Annotated in this window: 18 protein-coding genes; 14 read left to right on the forward strand and 4 right to left on the reverse strand. The window is 67.5% G+C overall.

Features of this window, described 5'->3' with window-relative positions; genetic code table 11:
* Positions 1 to 26 precede the first annotated feature (26 nt).
* From AC1RIF_RS25975 to AC1RIF_RS26015, 9 genes are all read left to right on the forward strand, one after another.
* Positions 27 to 1646, forward strand: coding sequence for a GMC family oxidoreductase (locus tag AC1RIF_RS25975; RefSeq protein WP_492604257.1), 1620 nt, complete (start codon positions 27 to 29; stop codon positions 1644 to 1646).
* Positions 1643 to 3139 (forward strand): aldehyde dehydrogenase family protein, encoded by a 1497-nt coding sequence (locus AC1RIF_RS25980; protein ID WP_492604258.1) that lies wholly within the window; start codon positions 1643 to 1645, stop codon positions 3137 to 3139. Before AC1RIF_RS25975 ends, AC1RIF_RS25980 begins: the two co-directional genes overlap by 4 nt.
* 73 nt (positions 3140 to 3212) lie before the next feature.
* A complete protein-coding gene (locus AC1RIF_RS25985) occupies positions 3213 to 4280 on the forward strand; it encodes an ABC transporter substrate-binding protein (RefSeq protein WP_492604259.1) in 1068 nt (355 codons plus the stop codon).
* 77 nt (positions 4281 to 4357) lie between these two features.
* Positions 4358 to 5104: an ABC transporter permease gene (locus AC1RIF_RS25990; RefSeq protein WP_492604260.1), complete on the forward strand. Its 747-nt coding sequence runs from the start codon at positions 4358 to 4360 to the stop codon at positions 5102 to 5104.
* Positions 5077 to 5829, forward strand: coding sequence for an ABC transporter ATP-binding protein (locus tag AC1RIF_RS25995; RefSeq protein ID WP_492604261.1), 753 nt, complete (start codon positions 5077 to 5079; stop codon positions 5827 to 5829). The genes AC1RIF_RS25990 and AC1RIF_RS25995 overlap by 28 nt, the downstream gene beginning before the upstream one ends.
* Before the next feature lie 86 nt (positions 5830 to 5915).
* Entirely contained in the window at positions 5916 to 6788 is an 873-nt protein-coding gene (locus tag AC1RIF_RS26000) for a spermidine synthase (RefSeq protein WP_492604262.1), read from the forward strand.
* A gap of 16 nt (positions 6789 to 6804) precedes the next feature.
* On the forward strand, positions 6805 to 7050 hold the full coding sequence (locus AC1RIF_RS26005; RefSeq protein WP_492604263.1) for a helix-turn-helix transcriptional regulator: 246 nt from the start codon (positions 6805 to 6807) through the stop codon (positions 7048 to 7050).
* Positions 7051 to 7052: 2 nt separating this feature from the next.
* Positions 7053 to 7538 carry a hypothetical protein gene (locus AC1RIF_RS26010; RefSeq protein WP_492604264.1) on the forward strand — a complete coding sequence of 162 codons (486 nt, stop codon included), beginning with the start codon at positions 7053 to 7055 and terminating at the stop codon, positions 7536 to 7538.
* Positions 7539 to 7948: 410 nt separating this feature from the next.
* Positions 7949 to 8356 carry a Rid family hydrolase gene (locus AC1RIF_RS26015; protein WP_492604265.1) on the forward strand — a complete coding sequence of 136 codons (408 nt, stop codon included), beginning with the start codon at positions 7949 to 7951 and terminating at the stop codon, positions 8354 to 8356.
* A 158-nt stretch (positions 8357 to 8514) separates the two neighbouring features.
* On the opposite strand, the gene AC1RIF_RS26020 is transcribed toward AC1RIF_RS26015, so the two are convergent.
* Both AC1RIF_RS26020 and AC1RIF_RS26025 read right to left on the reverse strand, forming a co-directional pair.
* Positions 8515 to 8871, reverse strand: a complete 357-nt coding sequence (locus AC1RIF_RS26020) for a metal-sensitive transcriptional regulator (protein WP_492604266.1) — start codon at positions 8869 to 8871, stop codon at positions 8515 to 8517.
* A gap of 294 nt (positions 8872 to 9165) precedes the next feature.
* Positions 9166 to 9909, reverse strand: coding sequence for a DUF8832 domain-containing protein (locus AC1RIF_RS26025; protein ID WP_492604267.1), 744 nt, complete (start codon positions 9907 to 9909; stop codon positions 9166 to 9168).
* 309 nt (positions 9910 to 10218) lie between these two features.
* Between AC1RIF_RS26025 and AC1RIF_RS26030 the strand changes: the two genes are divergently transcribed.
* The 3 genes from AC1RIF_RS26030 (at position 10219) to AC1RIF_RS26040 (ending at position 12676) form a co-directional block, all read left to right on the forward strand.
* Positions 10219 to 11634 (forward strand): MFS transporter, encoded by a 1416-nt coding sequence (locus AC1RIF_RS26030; protein WP_492604268.1) that lies wholly within the window; start codon positions 10219 to 10221, stop codon positions 11632 to 11634.
* A 173-nt stretch (positions 11635 to 11807) separates the two neighbouring features.
* The gene (locus AC1RIF_RS26035; RefSeq protein WP_492604269.1) at positions 11808 to 12020 is read left to right on the forward strand and encodes a heavy-metal-associated domain-containing protein; all 213 of its coding nucleotides are present in this window, start codon (positions 11808 to 11810) and stop codon (positions 12018 to 12020) included.
* A 134-nt stretch (positions 12021 to 12154) separates the two neighbouring features.
* The gene (locus AC1RIF_RS26040; RefSeq protein WP_492604270.1) at positions 12155 to 12676 is read left to right on the forward strand and encodes a carboxymuconolactone decarboxylase family protein; all 522 of its coding nucleotides are present in this window, start codon (positions 12155 to 12157) and stop codon (positions 12674 to 12676) included.
* Here the strand turns inward: AC1RIF_RS26040 and AC1RIF_RS26045 are convergent.
* Together AC1RIF_RS26045 and AC1RIF_RS26050 are read right to left on the reverse strand one after the other, a co-directional pair.
* Positions 12673 to 13050 (reverse strand): SdpI family protein, encoded by a 378-nt coding sequence (locus tag AC1RIF_RS26045; RefSeq protein WP_492604271.1) that lies wholly within the window; start codon positions 13048 to 13050, stop codon positions 12673 to 12675. The genes AC1RIF_RS26040 and AC1RIF_RS26045 overlap by 4 nt on opposite strands.
* Positions 13051 to 13084: 34 nt before the next feature.
* Positions 13085 to 13867 (reverse strand): enoyl-CoA hydratase/isomerase family protein, encoded by a 783-nt coding sequence (locus AC1RIF_RS26050; protein WP_492604272.1) that lies wholly within the window; start codon positions 13865 to 13867, stop codon positions 13085 to 13087.
* 156 nt (positions 13868 to 14023) lie between these two features.
* Here AC1RIF_RS26050 and AC1RIF_RS26055 point away from each other — a divergent pair, with 156 nt between their 5' ends.
* Both AC1RIF_RS26055 and AC1RIF_RS26060 read left to right on the forward strand, forming a co-directional pair.
* On the forward strand, positions 14024 to 14959 hold the full coding sequence (locus tag AC1RIF_RS26055; RefSeq protein ID WP_492604273.1) for an SPFH domain-containing protein: 936 nt from the start codon (positions 14024 to 14026) through the stop codon (positions 14957 to 14959).
* Between the two features lie 11 nt (positions 14960 to 14970).
* Positions 14971 to 15171, forward strand: a complete 201-nt coding sequence (locus tag AC1RIF_RS26060; protein WP_492604274.1) for a type II toxin-antitoxin system antitoxin — start codon at positions 14971 to 14973, stop codon at positions 15169 to 15171.
* The last annotated feature ends 76 nt before the right edge of the window (positions 15172 to 15247 follow it).

Here is a 15247-nt window from a genome sequence, read left to right on the forward strand (position 1 = left end):
GGACAGTTGCGGAGAGGTGGAGAGCGATGGCTGAGGAGTACGACTACCTGATCGTGGGGCTGGGTGTCGCCGGCGCTCTGGCGGCGGCCCGGCTCACCGAGGACCCTGCGGTGCGAGTGCTCGCGGTCGAGGCCGGCCAGGAGTTCCCGGATGACGCTCTGCCCGGCAACGAGTCGGTGCGGGTACCGGCGCTGGCACACCGGTTGTGGGGAGGCCCCCTCGACTGGAACTACGCGACGACAACGCAGAGCGGGCTGAGCGGCCGCGTGGTGCCGTGGCCCAGGGGGCGTGTAGTCGGTGGATCCTCCGCCGTCAACGTGCAGGCCTGGGTTCGTGGTCACCGAGCCGACTACAACGGCTGGGAAGCCTCCGGGGACGGGTGGAACAACGACACCGCACTTGCGGCATTCCGGGCGATCGAGGACAGCGCGCACGGTGCGGCGCCGTGGCGTGGGGTCGGTGGCCCGCTACCGATCGAGCGGCGTCAGCATTCGGATGCGCGCGCCGGGCTGCTGATGCGGGCCGCCGAGGAGGTGGGATTCGCCCGAACCGACGTCAACGGACCTGATCCGGAAGGCATCGATCTCGGCCACAGCACCACTCGGCGCGCGCGGAGGGTCAGCTTTGCCGACGCCTACCTCGACGAGCAGGTGCGGGCACGACCGAACCTGACGGTGCGCACCGGAGTTCGCGTGGACCGGGTGCTGTTCGACGGTGCCCGAGCAGTGGGGGCGGTTGCGGACACCGGCGGTCGGGTGGAGGTTCTGCGGGCGGACACGGTGCTGCTCGCCGCGGGCGCGATCGGGACTCCGCACCTGTTGCTGCTCTCCGGGGTGGGGCCATCCGCCGATCTGGCTCGCCGCGGCATCGAGGTGGTGTCCGATCTGCCGGGAGTCGGCGCGAACCTGCACGACCACCTGGTGGTCTGGACGGGTGCGTACCTTGCCGAGGGCGCTGGATCGGGTTCGTCCGCCGAGAGGCACCGTCGGGATCTCGAGCAATGGCGCGCCGACGGCACAGGCCCTCTCGCCACCACCGGTTCGATCGGATTCGCCCGCTCGGTGGACGGTCTCGCCGCGCCGGACCTCGAGTTCATTCTCACGACCTCGGTCACCGGATACGGCGGCCGGCGCGTCGAAGGAGTGGGGGTGGGTTGGGTCCTGTTGCAACCCGACAGCCGAGGGGCGATCACCCTCGCGTCGGCGGACCCCGCCGACCCGCCGCGAATCGACCCCGGTTATCTCACGGACCCGAGCGGTGCGGACCTGGCCACGTTGGTCCGCGGATTCCGGATCGCGAGGCGCATCCTCGACAGTGATGCATTGCGCGGCACGGCCGGAGACCCGGTTCATGACGGGTTCCGCAGCGACGCCACCGATGCCGAGGTGGAGGAGTTCGTCCGGACGCACGCCTCGACGATCTTCCATCCGGTCGGTACCGCGCGGATCGGACGCGACGGTGATCCCGGTGCCGTACTGACCGGGGATCTGCGGGTGCGTGGCGTCGACGGCCTACGAGTGCTCGACGCGTCGGCCATCCCGACAGTGACACGCGGCCACACGATGGCGCCGACCGCCGTGATCGCGCACCGAGGCGTCGAACTCCTGAAATCGACCATCCATCAGAGGGCGGCAGCATCCCCATGAGCACCGAGACTGTGTACGAGACATCCCGACTCGGGGCGGCGGCACGCGAGTTCCTGTCGCGTGAGCACGGGCACTTCATCGACCACGAGCGGCTGCCGGCCTCCGACGGAGGAACCCGGGCGGTCGTCGACCCGGCCACCGAGCGTGAGATCGCGCGGGTGGCCGAGGGTACTGCCGCCGACATCGAACTGGCGGTGACCGTCGCGGCCACGGCGCACCGCGACGGCCGATGGCGGGGGCTGGCTCCCGCCCGACGAGCAGCAGTGCTCCGGCGCTGGAGTGACCTCGTCACCGCGGACGCGCAGCTCCTGGCCGAGCTCGAGACTCTGGAGAACGGCGCGCCGCTGGCGCTGACTCGAGGGTGGGCTCACGGGTCGGCGGCGATCCTGGCCGAGTTCTCCGGCTGGCCGGAACGGATCGCCGGTCGCGTCAATCCCGGGCAATCCGACGTCCTGTCGTACAGCGTGCGCCAGCCCGTCGGGGTGGTCGCCGCGATCACGCCGTGGAACGTGCCGCTGATCATGGCGGTCAACAAGCTCGCCCCAGCGCTCGCGGCGGGGAATACAGTCGTCCTCAAACCCGCCGAGGACACCCCCCTCACCGCTCTGCGGCTGGCGGAACTGGGCCGACAGGCGGGACTACCGGCCGGAGCGCTCGGCGTGGTAACCGGAACCGGGTCGGACGCCGGAGTGCCGCTTACCGAGCACGCGCTGGTGAACAAGGTCAGTTTCACCGGATCCACCGCCGTCGGGAAGGACATCCTCGCCCGTGCTGCGACGTCGGTGAAGCGGGTATCGCTGGAACTCGGTGGGAAGTCTCCCAACATCGTCTTCGCCGACGCCGATCTCGCTGCCGCCGCGGCGGCAGCACAGCGCGCGGTGTGGACCAACTCCGGTCAGATCTGCTTCGCGGGCACCCGATTGCTCGTGCAGCGACCGGTACACGATCGGCTGGTCGACGCCGTCGTGGCGGGCTCCCGCGACCTGTTGGTGGGCAACGGTTTCGACGACGGCGTCGATCTCGGTCCCCTCATCTCGGCGCGCCAGCGAGACCGTGTTGCGGGCTATCTCGACCTGGCCCGCGCCGAGGGCGCCGGGTTCGCTCTCGACGGCGGAATCGTCGCCGGCCCGGGGTTCTTCGTCCGGCCGACGGTCCTGACCGGTGTGGCCAACTCCTCGCGGTTGGCGCAGGAGGAGATCTTCGGGCCCGTGCTCACCGTCATTCCGTTCGACGACGAGGACGACGCGATCGCTCTGGCCAACGACACCGTGTACGGGTTGGCGGCCGCAGTCTGGACCGGCGACCTCGCTCGGGCGCACCGCGTGTCGGCCCGGCTGGACGCCGGCTCCGTGTGGGTCAACCGATTCGGACCCGGGGGCGCCGCCGCGGCGAGCGGCGGATTCAAGCAGTCCGGTATCGGACGTGACGGCGGCGACGAGTGGATCCACTCCTACACCGAACTCAAGTCCGTGACCGTGCAGATCCCGTCCTGAGCGTCGACACCGAACCATCATTCGTTTCATCCTGACCCGCTCCCTCTCGGGAGCGGAGTAGAAAGGCAACCTCGTGACGCGTCAGCGCTCCCTCCTTCGACGCCCCGTGGCGGTCCTGGCCGCCGTCCTCACCGCGGCCGCGCTGGCCGCCTGCGGGAACTCGTCCTCCTCCGACACTGCCGGCGGCGCTGCCGCGAAGCCCGAGACGGCGGGTGTGGACCTGTCCGGAGTCACTCTCGACGTGGGCGAGATCGGAGGCTTCACCCGGCAGTTCTTCGAGGCGTCCGGCGCTCTCGAGGGCATCCCGTACACGGTGGAGTGGAAGAAGATCGGTGGCGGCGCCCCGATGTTCCAGGCGCTCGCCGCCGACGCGATCAACGTCTCGGTCCAAGGGGTGGATCCCGCGTTGTTCTCGGCGGCATCGGGTGCGGTGCCGTTCAAGATCGTCGGAATTGCGGGCAAGGACCCCGCCGATCATCCTCGGAATCACGGCACCTTCTGGCTGGCGACTCGACCGGGCCTCGCGACCAACTCGCCCGCCGATCTCGTGGGCAAGCGGATCGCCGTATCCCCGGCCAAGGCCTCGACGCCACACTACTTCCTGGCAAAGACGTTGAAAGACAGCGGTGTCGACATCGCGGATGTCGATCCGGTGTTCCTGGACAGTGCAGCCGGGCTGGGTGCGCTGCTCAGCGGACAGGTCGACGCGTGGGCGGGTGGCGGCGCCAGTTTCACGCGGGTGCAGGAGGCCGGCGGCAACGTGATCGCCTGGTCGTCCGAGCACACCGACAACTTCCTGGTGACGACCGCGAACAACAAGTCTCTCGGTGATCCGAAGCTGAACGCGGCCATCGCCGACTTCCAAGCCCGGCTGATCCGCAACCAGGTGTGGACCAACACTCAGAAGGACGCGTACGCGAAGGTGCAGGCCGAGGTCACGAAGCTGCCGCCGGCTACCGCGCTGGCCGCGGTGCAGGCGGAACTGCCGCTCGAGTACTTTCCCCTGAACAGCGACGTGGTGCAGCGGCTGCAGGACGAAGCCGACCTGACCCGCGAGTTCGGTCTCACCGACGTCGAGGTGACGATCGCGGACATCGTCGACGATCGGTACAACGACGTCGTCGCGGCAGCTCGGCAATGAGTGCGCCGACGCGGGAGATCGGGACCCCAAGGCTGTCGATCTCGGTCATATCGGCTGCGCCGTTGGTACCACGGTGGTTGCGCCGCAGCATTGTTCCGGTCCTGCTGCTGACACTCTGGGAAGCCGCGGCCCGGGTCGGGCTGATCGATACACGGCTACTCGCGGCCCCGTCCAGCGTCATCGCCACGGCGGGCGAGTTGATCACCAGCGGCGATCTGCAGTCCAACCTGTCCGCATCCGTCACGCGGGCGTTGATCGGGTTGGCCATCGGCGTGGTGTTCGGTGTCGGGGCGGCGTTGCTGTCGGGTCTGTGGCGCACCGGCGAGGACCTGCTCGACACGACGCTGCAGATGCTGCGTCCGCTGCCCGCGCTCGCGCTCATTCCATTGTTCATTCTGTGGTTCGGTGTGGACGAGGCGCCGAAGCTGATCCTCATCGCCTACGCCACGTTCTTCCCGGTGTACCTGAACACGTTCAAGGGGATTCGCGCGATCGATGCGAAGCTCGTGGAGGCCGCTGCCGTGCTCGGTCTGAACCGGTGGGAGCTGATCCGGCAGGTTGTCGTGCCGTCCGCGTTGCCCGGGTTCTTCACGGGATTCAGGTTCTCGCTGAGCGTGTCCTGGCTGGTGCTGGTCGTCACCGAGCAGCTCAACGCGCGGTCCGGCCTGGGCTTCATGATGACCGAGGCGCAGCAGTACTTCCGCAACGACATCATCGTGCTCGGCCTCGTGATCTACGGCTTCCTCGGGCTGGCCTCGGATCAGCTGGTGAGCTTGCTCGAAAGGAGGGTGCTGCGGTGGCAGCGGAACTTCGCGGGAGCGTGAGCAAGACGGCTGCGGCCGCGGATCTCGCGGTCCGGGTACGAGGGCTGCGCAAGCGCTTCGGCGATCGCATCGTGCTCGATGGTGTCGATCTCGAGATGCGGCCCGACGAGATAGTTGCGTTGCTGGGCCGGAGCGGGGGAGGCAAGTCGACGCTGCTCCGGGTCCTGGCGGGTCTCGACATCGACTACACGGGGGATGTAGCCGTGCCCGCCGCCCGTTCGGTCGTGTTCCAGGAACCGCGCTTGTTTCCCTGGAAATCAGTGTGGCGCAACGTTGTCACCGGCCTTGGTCGGAAGCCGGACAGGTCGCTCGCGATGGCCGCGCTGGACGAGGTGGGGTTGACCGATCGGGCGGACGCGTGGCCGGCAACCTTGTCCGGCGGTGAGGCGCAGAGAGTTGCGTTGGCGCGAGCGCTGGTTCGTGAGCCTCGGCTGGTGCTGCTCGACGAACCGTTCGGCGCACTGGACGCGCTCACCCGCATTCGCATGCACGAGTTCCTGGCCAAGCTGTGCTCGCTCCATCGGCCAGCGGTCTTGTTGGTGACCCACGATGTGGACGAGGCGCTGGCGTTGGCAGACCGGGTTCTCGTACTGGGTGATGGCGTCATCGCGGTCGATCGGGCGGTGGGCGCGCCGCGTCCACGTCAGCGAGCCGATCCCGAGTTGGTCGCCCTCCGGGCGGTATTGCTCGACGCCCTGGGCGTGGACTCGCGGTATCAACTGTGACGCGCAGAGGCACTGGAGTGGATCGGTATCCTTGAAACCCAGCGCCTGCGAACGTGCGGCGCACGTGAGCAGCAGGGATGGCGTCGATGGGCAGGCAGCGGGGCGGCCGCAGGACCGACGGGCGCGATGCCCGGCAGAGCGACGGTGGACCCGTCTCCGGCACCTACGAGATCGACACCGGGATGTGTGAACTCGAGGAGGATCCGTTCGATCCGCAGAGTTGGATCGTGAAGATCAACGGGGAGCCGAGCTCGCACATCGATCTCGCCGACCCGCAGACCCTCGCGTTCGACTACATGCGGTGGATATCGGAACTGTCTCGTTCCCAATGGGATTCGCACGCCAAGCTGCGGGTGCTCCACCTCGGCGGCGGCGCCTGCACGCTGGCGCGGAGCTTCGCGTCCGTGTACCCCGAGGCGCGTCAGGTGGTGGTCGAACTGGACGGCCGCCTCGCGGTACTGGTCCGCGAGTGGTTCGATCTGCCCCGGGCGCCGATGCTGCGGGTCCGCGTGGGGGAGGCGCGTGCGGTCACCGAGACACTCACCGACGACAGCCGGGACCTGATCATCCGCGACGTGTTCGCCGGACGCAGCACACCCCGACCGCTCACCACCCTGGAGTTCACCCGGCAGGCGCGCCGCGTGCTGTCGCCGGGCGGCATCTACGTCGTGAACTGCGGGGACACCCCAGATCTGCGGGGCGCGCGTGCCGAGGCCGCGACGATCGGTGCAGTGTTCGAGCACGCCGCGATCATCGCCGACCCTGCGATGCTCAAGGGTAAGCGGGACGGCAACGTCGTGATCGCCGGCAGCGACGTCCCGATCGGGACTTCCCCGACACTCGCCAGTCGGGTCCTCGGCGGCGGCACGCCGGCCCATGTGTGGCAGGACGCGCAGGTCCGGCGGTTCGCCGACTCGGCGAAGGTGCTGCACGACGACGCGGCCACCGTCACAGATTGACAAGAATCCTTGACATATGGGTGTCAAGGACTCTTTACTTCTCGATGTGTCCGACAAGCCGCGTGAGAACCGGGTACGAGAGCACCGGAAGGCCGCCGGGATCACCCAGGCCGAGTTGGCGCGTGCGGGCGGTGTGAGCCGTCAGAGCATCGTGGCGGTGGAGGGCGGCGACTACGCGCCCAGCGTCTACCTCGCCCTGCGCCTGGCGCGAGCGCTGGGCGCGAATGTCGAGACGCTGTTCCCGTTGGACGAGGAGGGGTGACGATGAGTGTCTTCGTGAACGCCATGCGGGTCGTGGGAGACCTGGACGACGAGTTCTACCGCGACGAGCGCCAACGTGACGTGTGGAACGAGGCCGCGGCCGTCGGATTCCAGCTGTTCCTGTGGGCGGCGCTGTTCGCGGCGGCCGTGCTGCCGTGGGTGGCCGGTGCGGTCGGTGCATGGGTGGCGCTGGGTCTGCTCGTGGCCACCGTTGCGATCTCCGCCTGCGCGATGGAGTTCGCCCGCAGGCGGCAGGTGGATCTGCACGAGACGGCAACCATGGCGCGCCCGCGGATGGCGGTCGCCGTCGCGGTCTACGCGATCGGTGCGGCCGGCATCGTCGCCCGCCTGCTGGTGTCGCACAGCGACAGCGCGTCGTCGACGTGGGCGGGCGTGATGGTCGGTGCGGCGATCGGCGGCGCCGCTGCCGTCGTCGGTGTCCGGATCAAGCGGCGGCGCCGAGTCCGGTACGAGGCGGCCGACGACTAGAACATGTCTGACGAACGTGTGAACCGCTGGGGTGTTCGGTTGTTCGGATGACCCGTCTCCGCGTGTTACCGGATGGCCGGTGCGGGTCGATCGCGGACCTGGCGTCGTGGTGTCAGAGTCGGGTCGGTGAGTCGGTGAGTCGGTGAGTCGGTGAGTCGGTGAGTCGGTGAGTCGGTGAGTCGGTCAGGGTCCTTGTCGCCAGTCGACCTGTTGCCCACTCAGCCTGAAAAGGGGCAGGCTTCGCGAATTGATGTGTGGCGCAATGTTGTACGTGACTTCCTGGCTTTCGGCGGAGTGAGTTCGATGGCGCCTTCGTGGCGGGGCGCGGGTGTGGGTGACGTTAGGCTGTCTCGTGTTGGTGGAGTGCTCGGACTCGTTCTCATGGTCTGGGGTGAGGGAAGGAAGATCTCATGTCGAAAGCAGTGTCGCTCATTCGGTCGGCGGCTTTGTCGAATGTTGCGGAGTATGCGTATGCGGCAACTGCGCCCGCCGATGCCCGGCTGATCTTTCTTGCTGGAGCCTGTCCGTTGAACATCGACGGCTCCACCGCGAGCGTCGGTGATTACGCTGGTCAGGCTGCCAAGTGCGTAGAGACCTTGACGACTGCGCTTGGAGCTGCGGGCGCGACGCTCAGCGATGTGATCAGCACCCGGGTGCTCGTCGCTTCTTCGAATCAGGACGACCTGGTGTCGGCTTGGAGCGTCATTCGTGAGGCCTTCGGTGACCATGATGTACCCAGCACGTTGTATGGCGTCACGGTGCTCGGGTATGACGATCAGCTCGTGGAGATCGAGGCCGTGGCGGCAGTCATCGACTGAGTCTGCCTCGCACGGCGAGAAGTACGTGTGTCGAACATGGCAAAGGGTGCGCCGGACGAATGTCGGACGGGGACGGCACCGCCGCCCCTGCTCGAGATTCGTCAGACACGCCCTGGGCGCGCCGCGCCACTGCCGCAATGCCTGCAATGAACGCGATTCTACGAGCGGACCAGTCGTGCGATCGCATCGGTCGCTTCCTCGAGCTTCATGTCCGCCTCGGCGCCGCCGGCGATGGCTGCCTTGACGACGCAGTGGCTGATGTGGTCCTCGAGCAGGCCCAGGGCCACCGACTGGAGAGCCTTGGTCATAGCCGAGACCTGCGTGAGGATGTCGATGCAGTACTTGTCTTCGTCGACCATGCGCTGCAGGCCTCGGGCTTGACCTTCGACTCGACGCAGGCGCTTGACGTAGTCGTCCCTCGACGTGATGTAGCCGTGCGAATCGCTCGTGCAGCAGGCGTCGCCGGCTGGGGTGTTGTCGGCCGGGGCATTGCCGCTTTCGATCTCTACCGACATTCGATGTCCTCCTGTGTTGATCCGCGTCCTGGCGGATGGTGTGCGATCCTGTTCGTCAACCGGTGGCGTCACAACGGTTCCCAGTTCCTGTCCGGTGCTCGGACGCCTTTCGGTTTCCGTTGTCCTGCAAGGCGATCAATGCGCACATCGCTGCGCAATGTGCTGCTGCGCGAAAAGTAGGGTGCGTGGCTATCGCCCACACTCGTCTCGCTGTCCGTGACATGCCGTCCTCCGATTCGTCGGTGGGGTCTTTCCTCTACGTCGTTGCTGTGGAACGGATTCGACGTTCTCGGTTCAGTGTCCGTGGTGTGCGGACGCCTGCTCGGTGACGGGCGCAGTCGCACTGTCGACAGTCATGGTGAACTCGGCGGTTCTCACCACGCCGTCGTGTCGGAAGTCCAAGAACAAGCGGTAGTCCCCAGCGCTCGGCATGGTGGCGTAGAAGGTGACCGCGGGTCCGGCGGGGGTAGCGCCGTCTCCGGGATGGCCGTCCGGATGAACGTGGAGATACGCGAGGTCGGAGGCGCGTAGTGCGACCAGGTGACCGTATGCGCCGAGGTAGGGCTGCAGATCGGTGACAGGTCGCCCGTCGCGGCTGACCGAGAGCGTGAGCTTCGACGTCTGACCTGCGTGGGCCGCGCCGTCGAGGGAGACGGTGTAGTGGTCGACCGTCGTGGTGGCGGTCGCAGCGGGCAGTGGCCGCGGGTCGTAGGCGCCGGCGACGCGTATGTCCGCACCGAGCGTGATTCCGTCGCCACCGTCCGGGGTGAAGTCGGCGAAAGCGCGGTAGCTTCCAGCATGGGGGAAATCGACTGGTGCATACCAGGTTCCGGATGCATCGAGTTCGGGGTGCACGTGCTGGAAGCCGGTCAGATCGCGGGCGACCACGATCAGATGCAGTTGCTTCTCGTGGGTGTCGGTGTACCGGGTCAGCGGGGCTCCGGTCGGATCGACGATCCGGAACCGTAGAGGTACCCGGCTGCCGACGGTGGTCTCCGGCGCTGCCATTTCCAGTGTGTAGTCGCTTTCGCTGAACATCAATCCTCCGGGGGTGGGGCGGTAGGAGCTTCCATATCGGAAGTGCTGCGGTTGTCGTGAGCCCCGTGCTCGATCTCGGGGAACCCATTGCAATTTGTACCATACCCCCCTAGGGTATCGTTCAGTGAAACGCTCACCTCGGAAGATCTGACGTCCGCCTACCGTGCGCGCCGGTCGAGGAACTTCGAGTAGTGCCTGCTTGGAGAGCATTTTGCATCCACACGATGAGGGCGTCCCAGTGGCTGGACATTCTCGGTCGCCCTCGATCTCCGTTCATCACCCATACCCCGTACAGGTAAGGAAGACAGTATGTCCACGCAAGCACAATCCACGCGAAAGTGGTGGGCGTTGGCGTTGATCGCCGCCGCGCAGTTCATGGTCATCATGGACACCTCCATCATCGGTGTCGCACTTCCCCAGATGCAGAGTGATCTCGGCTTCTCGCAGGAGGGCCTGACGTGGGTGTTCAATGCCTACGTCATCGCATTCGGCGGGCTGCTGCTACTCGGTGGGCGCCTCTCGGATCTGTTCGGTGCACGCCGAGTGTTCACCGCCGGATGGCTGATCCTGCTGGTCGGTTCCGTTGTCGCCGGTGCCGCCGGCAACGTCGCCGTCGAGCTCGCAGGCCGCGCAGTCCAGGGCGCCGGCGCGGCACTCATCGCGCCGTCGGCACTCACCCTGTTGATGATGCTGTTCGGCAGCACGCAGAAGGAGATGACCAAGGCGTTGGCCGTATATGGTGCTGCGGCGCCCGCGGGCGGTACCGCCGGGGTGTTCCTCGGCGGCGTCATCACCGAGTACGCCAGCTGGCCCTGGGTCTTCTATCTCAACATCCCCATAGCGATCATTGCCCTGATCGCCACGCCCTTCCTGATGCCGAATGCCGCGGCACGCACCGGATCGGTCGATTTCCTCGGCGCGCTCGCGGTCACGGCAGGCCTCGCGGTCGGTGTCTTCGGCATCGTCCGGGCACCCGACGTCGGCTGGGGATCCGGGCAGACGTGGCTTGCGCTCGCCGTGGCGGCCGTATTGCTGGGTGCGTTCGTGCTGATTCAGTCCAAGCGCCGAGAACCGCTGGTACGACTCGGGATCTTCAAGGCGCCCAACCTCGGCGCCGCCAACATCGCTCAGCTGGTCCTCGGTGCGGCATGGATACCGATGTGGTTCTTCCTGAACCTGTACCTGCAGCAGGTACTCGGTTACAGCGCTTTCCCCGCCGGTGCGGCTCTGCTGCCGATGACACTGTTCGTCATGCTCGGCATGATCGTTGTCGCTCCCCGGGCCATGCAACGGTTCGGAGCCAAGACGATGATCGTGGCAGGTCTGCTGGTGCTCGGAATCGGGTTGGGGTGGATGTCGCTGGTCCGGCCCACCGGCAACTTCTGGGTCGATGTTCTGCCGGCATCGCTGGTGGCCGCGGCAGGCATGACGCTGGCGTTCATTCCCTCACTGGGGACGGCGATCTCGGCCGCGCGCCCGGAGGAGGGCGGACTGGCCTCCGGCATCGTCAATGTCAGCTACCAGGTCGGCTCCGCCGTCGGGCTGGCCGTGATGACTGCGATCGCAGCCGTGTTCGGTGCTGACCAGCTCGGTGACCTGACGGAGCTGACGAACGGGTTCTCCGCAGTCTTCATCGGTGCGGCCGTCATTTCACTGCTGGGCGCAGGTATCACCGCGGTAGGGATGCGATCGACCAAGGTTGCCCCGGAGTCGGTGAACGCCTGACCCACAAAGCTTCCCCGAATCCCGGACCGGCCGGTCAGCCGGCTCGTCCAGGGGCCACCGGAAGAACCCTGCCTGCGGCGCCGACCGGTCCCCACCGGAGCGCCGACGGCGGGATCACCCAGCCCATGCGACCACGCGCCTGGGTACTCGAATCGAACAGGAAGGCTCAACCCATGCCCACCACTCGCACCTACCTCGTCGCCGGAATGACCTGCGGAGGTTGCGCAGGAAAGGTCACCAGCCACGTCGAGCAGATTCCTGGAGTCATCGGCGTCGACATCGACCTCGCCACCGGCGGGATCACCCTCACCGGTGAGAGCCCGCTCAGCGATGCCGATGTCCAGCAGGCCGTCGAGAACGCCGGGTACAAGCTCACCACCAACTGAGCAACCGCCACAACCCTGTCGGCTTTCCTGCCCGTCCCGGATGCCACCGGACCACCCGCTGCGGCGGGCGGCCGGGGCGGGCGGGAAGCCGACCGCGCATCTACAGAAGCCTCACGAAACCACATAGGACTGCTATGCCTCGCCTGACACCTCTCACCCCGGATACCGCTGTCGGTGCATCACGGGATCTCCTCTCCGACCTGGTCTCCCGTCACGGACAGATCGGCGACATGGTCTCCACGATGGCGCACTCGCCCGCCGTGCTGGGCGGCTATCTGCAGCTCAGCCGGGCCATGAAGCGGGCGAAGCTGAACCGCAAGATCAGCGAGCGAATCTCGATCGCCGTCCAGGCCCGGCAAGGTTGCGCTGTCTGCCTCGAAGCCCACATGGACGCCGCGCACGCCAACGGTGTCGAGACCGACGAGATCGACCGTGCCCGCGCGGGCACGTCGGCCGATCCCGCGATCGCGGCGATGATCGACCTCGGCCTTCGCATCTATCGGGAACCGACCTCGATCACCGATCAACACGTCGCGGACCTTCGCGGGCACGGCTACAGCGACCGCGAGATCGCCGACGTCGTCGGGATCGTCGCCCTCAACCTCCTGACCGGTGCCTTCAACGTCCTGGCGGGAGTGAAGCCGGCCGACGACTAGGCCGGTTCGGGTTCGGTGTCCAGCGGGACCTCTCGCGCGGCACGGACGCCGAACCAGGCACCGATCAGGGTGAACCCCAGCAGGCAACCGGCCCCGACACCACCGAGCACCGTCAGCCAGGTCTCCGACAGCGGGGCGAGAGCGCCGAAACCGGTGAGGATCGAGCAGTAGCCACCGATCTGCATCGTTCGGCTTCCGGCGCGGTGGGCCGTGGTCCATGCTTCGTCGCTGACCATCGTCGACGGTGTCCGGATGCCGGCGTACGGGTTTCGCTTCAGCCGGCCGCTCGAGGCGGCCCGCGACGCCCACACGACCGCGACCCCCGCGATGGTGAACGTCAGCCACAGCAGCACGCGCAACCCGATCGACTCCATGGGGCTCACGCTAGATCATGAGCACGACACGCACTCATCCTCCGGCGGGCAGCGAGGTGAAATCGGCCGGCCGGCCCTCCGCGAACGCGGCCAGCGCCTCCCGGTTCGCGGGACCGCCCAGCATTTCACGGAAGCATGCGTTCTCCCGTTCGCGGGCGGCGGCGATCTCGGCGCGCAGCGGCTCGGTCATCGTCCGCTTGACGGCGATCAGGCTCGAGATCGGCTTGGCTGCCAGGGTTTCGGCGTGGGCGCGGGCGACGGCCATCAGCTCGTCCGGCGCGCACACCCGCCACACCAGGCCCATCTCCGCGGCCTGGGCCGCGTCGATCCACTCCGAACTCATCAGCATCCAGGCTGCGTTCTGGCGGCCGATCAGCTTCGGCATGAGGTAGCTCGACGCGGCCTCCGGGGCGACGCCGAGATCGGTGAACGGGCATTTGAGCCGTGCTTCGCTGGACATGAACGTCAGATCGGCGAAGCCGAGGATCGTGGCCCCGGCTCCGAGCCCGATCCCGTTGACCGCACAGATCAGCGGCTTGGGGAAGTTCACGAGTGCGTCGATCAGGCCGTTGAAGCCGTGCTTGCCCCGCTGGTAGTTCGGATCGGTTGTGAGCGCCTGCATCTCGCGCAGATCTGTGCCCGCGGAAAATGCGCGACCGTTGCCCGTGAGCAGCACCACCGCGACGTTCGGATCGGCGGCCGCATCCAGCAGTGCCTCGGTGGTGGCGTCGTAGAGCGCCTCACTGAACGCGTTGAGCGCGTCGGGTCGATCGAGGGTCAGCGTCCGTACGCGGGCGTGGTCGTCGATGAGGATCATGGCGAGAACCCTAGAACGTGTTGCAGTGGTTCGGGTGCGTATCGGGGACACCAGGTCGCGGCCGGTCGATCCATCGTTTGCTCAAAAACTGATATCACTTTAGTATCTCTTTCGACGGTGCGCGACGGACTGCGCCCGCTGACGAGGAGGACGCCCATGACTGCCGGGACATCCGCGAGATCCGCAATCGATTCCGTTCCGATCGACACGACCGGGGTGGAGGAACGCCCGGGCTGGTCGGCGAACGGATGGCCGGTCGCGATCGGCGCGTTGCTCGCGATCCTCGCCGGTGCGGCCGCGATCGCCGCCGGGATCCTGCTCGGGTCGGCGCCCAGCATTCCGCTCATCGGCGCCGGGGCGGTCGTCGCGGTCGCGGCACTGGCGCCCTTGGTGGGCCTCGTCCTCGTCGAGCCGGGGCAGGCACGGGTGCTGCAGCTGCTGCAGGGCTCCTACTCGGGCACGCTTCGGCAGGACGGACTGCGCTGGATCAACCCGCTGAACACGCGTCGGGCCATCTCCACGAGGATTCGCAACCACGACACCGGGAAGGCGAAGGTCAACGACGCGGACGGCAACCCGATCGAGATCTCTGCCGTGATCGTGTGGCAGGTCCGCGACACGGCTCGTGCGATGTTCGACGTCGACGACTTCGAGGAGTTCGTGGCGGTCCAGACCGAGGCCGCAGTGCGGCACATCGCCGGCAGCTACCCCTACGACGGTGGCGGGGAGTCGATCTCGTTGCGGCAGAACGCGGACGAGATCACCTCGAAGCTGTCCGAGGAGGTGGGTGAGCGGGTTCGGTCCGCGGGCGTGCAGGTGATCGAGTCGCGCATCAATCAGCTCGCCTACGCCCCCGAGATCGCCCAGGCGATGCTGCGGCGCCAGCAGGCCGGTGCCGTCATCGCGGCCCGCGAGCAGATCGTGCAGGGCGCGGTCGGCATGGTCGCCGCCGCGCTGGACCGTCTCGAGCGCGAGCACACCGTCGAACTCGACGAGGAACGCAAGGCGGCGATGGTCTCGAATCTGCTCGTGGTCCTGTGCGGCGACCAGGGCGCTCAGCCGGTCGTCAACACCGGAACCCTCTACCAGTAGGCTGCGCCGTCATGGTCGAACGCAAGAAGGTGCTGTTGCGCCTCGACCCGGCAGTGCACGACGCGCTGGCGCGATGGGCCGCAGACGAATTGCGCAGTACCAACGCGCAGATCGAGTTCCTGTTGCGACGTGCACTCGACGACGCGGGACGGGCGCCGTCCAACGCCGAGAAGATGCGCCGGCCGGGTCGGCCGCGCAAGGACGACGAATGATGCGGCGGGGGGGGGGGGGGGGGGGGGGGGGGGGGGGGGGGGGGGGGGGGGGGGGGGGGGGGGGGGGGGGGGGGGG

The sequence above is a fragment of the Prescottella sp. GW823-FHT02E09 genome (genome assembly GCF_058797375.1).

Bases quoted from the DNA above. Each gene is read 5' to 3' on its own strand.
- AC1RIF_RS25975 (WP_492604257.1), top strand. From the start codon at position 27: ATGGCTGAGGAGTACGACTACCTGATCGTGGGGCTGGGTGTCGCCGGC.
- AC1RIF_RS26020 (WP_492604266.1), bottom strand. From the start codon at position 8,871: ATGTCGGTAGAGATCGAAAGCGGCAATGCCCCGGCCGACAACACCCCA.
- AC1RIF_RS26035 (WP_492604269.1), top strand. From the start codon at position 11,808: ATGCCCACCACTCGCACCTACCTCGTCGCCGGAATGACCTGCGGAGGT.
- AC1RIF_RS26025 (WP_492604267.1), bottom strand. From the start codon at position 9,909: ATGTTCAGCGAAAGCGACTACACACTGGAAATGGCAGCGCCGGAGACC.
- AC1RIF_RS26015 (WP_492604265.1), top strand. From the start codon at position 7,949: ATGTCGAAAGCAGTGTCGCTCATTCGGTCGGCGGCTTTGTCGAATGTT.
- AC1RIF_RS26005 (WP_492604263.1), top strand. From the start codon at position 6,805: ATGGGTGTCAAGGACTCTTTACTTCTCGATGTGTCCGACAAGCCGCGT.
- AC1RIF_RS26030 (WP_492604268.1), top strand. From the start codon at position 10,219: ATGTCCACGCAAGCACAATCCACGCGAAAGTGGTGGGCGTTGGCGTTG.
- AC1RIF_RS26045 (WP_492604271.1), bottom strand. From the start codon at position 13,050: ATGGAGTCGATCGGGTTGCGCGTGCTGCTGTGGCTGACGTTCACCATC.
- AC1RIF_RS26050 (WP_492604272.1), bottom strand. From the start codon at position 13,867: ATGATCCTCATCGACGACCACGCCCGCGTACGGACGCTGACCCTCGAT.
- AC1RIF_RS26000 (WP_492604262.1), top strand. From the start codon at position 5,916: ATGGGCAGGCAGCGGGGCGGCCGCAGGACCGACGGGCGCGATGCCCGG.
- AC1RIF_RS25980 (WP_492604258.1), top strand. From the start codon at position 1,643: ATGAGCACCGAGACTGTGTACGAGACATCCCGACTCGGGGCGGCGGCA.
- AC1RIF_RS26055 (WP_492604273.1), top strand. From the start codon at position 14,024: ATGACTGCCGGGACATCCGCGAGATCCGCAATCGATTCCGTTCCGATC.
- AC1RIF_RS26010 (WP_492604264.1), top strand. From the start codon at position 7,053: ATGAGTGTCTTCGTGAACGCCATGCGGGTCGTGGGAGACCTGGACGAC.
- AC1RIF_RS26040 (WP_492604270.1), top strand. From the start codon at position 12,155: ATGCCTCGCCTGACACCTCTCACCCCGGATACCGCTGTCGGTGCATCA.
- AC1RIF_RS26060 (WP_492604274.1), top strand. From the start codon at position 14,971: ATGGTCGAACGCAAGAAGGTGCTGTTGCGCCTCGACCCGGCAGTGCAC.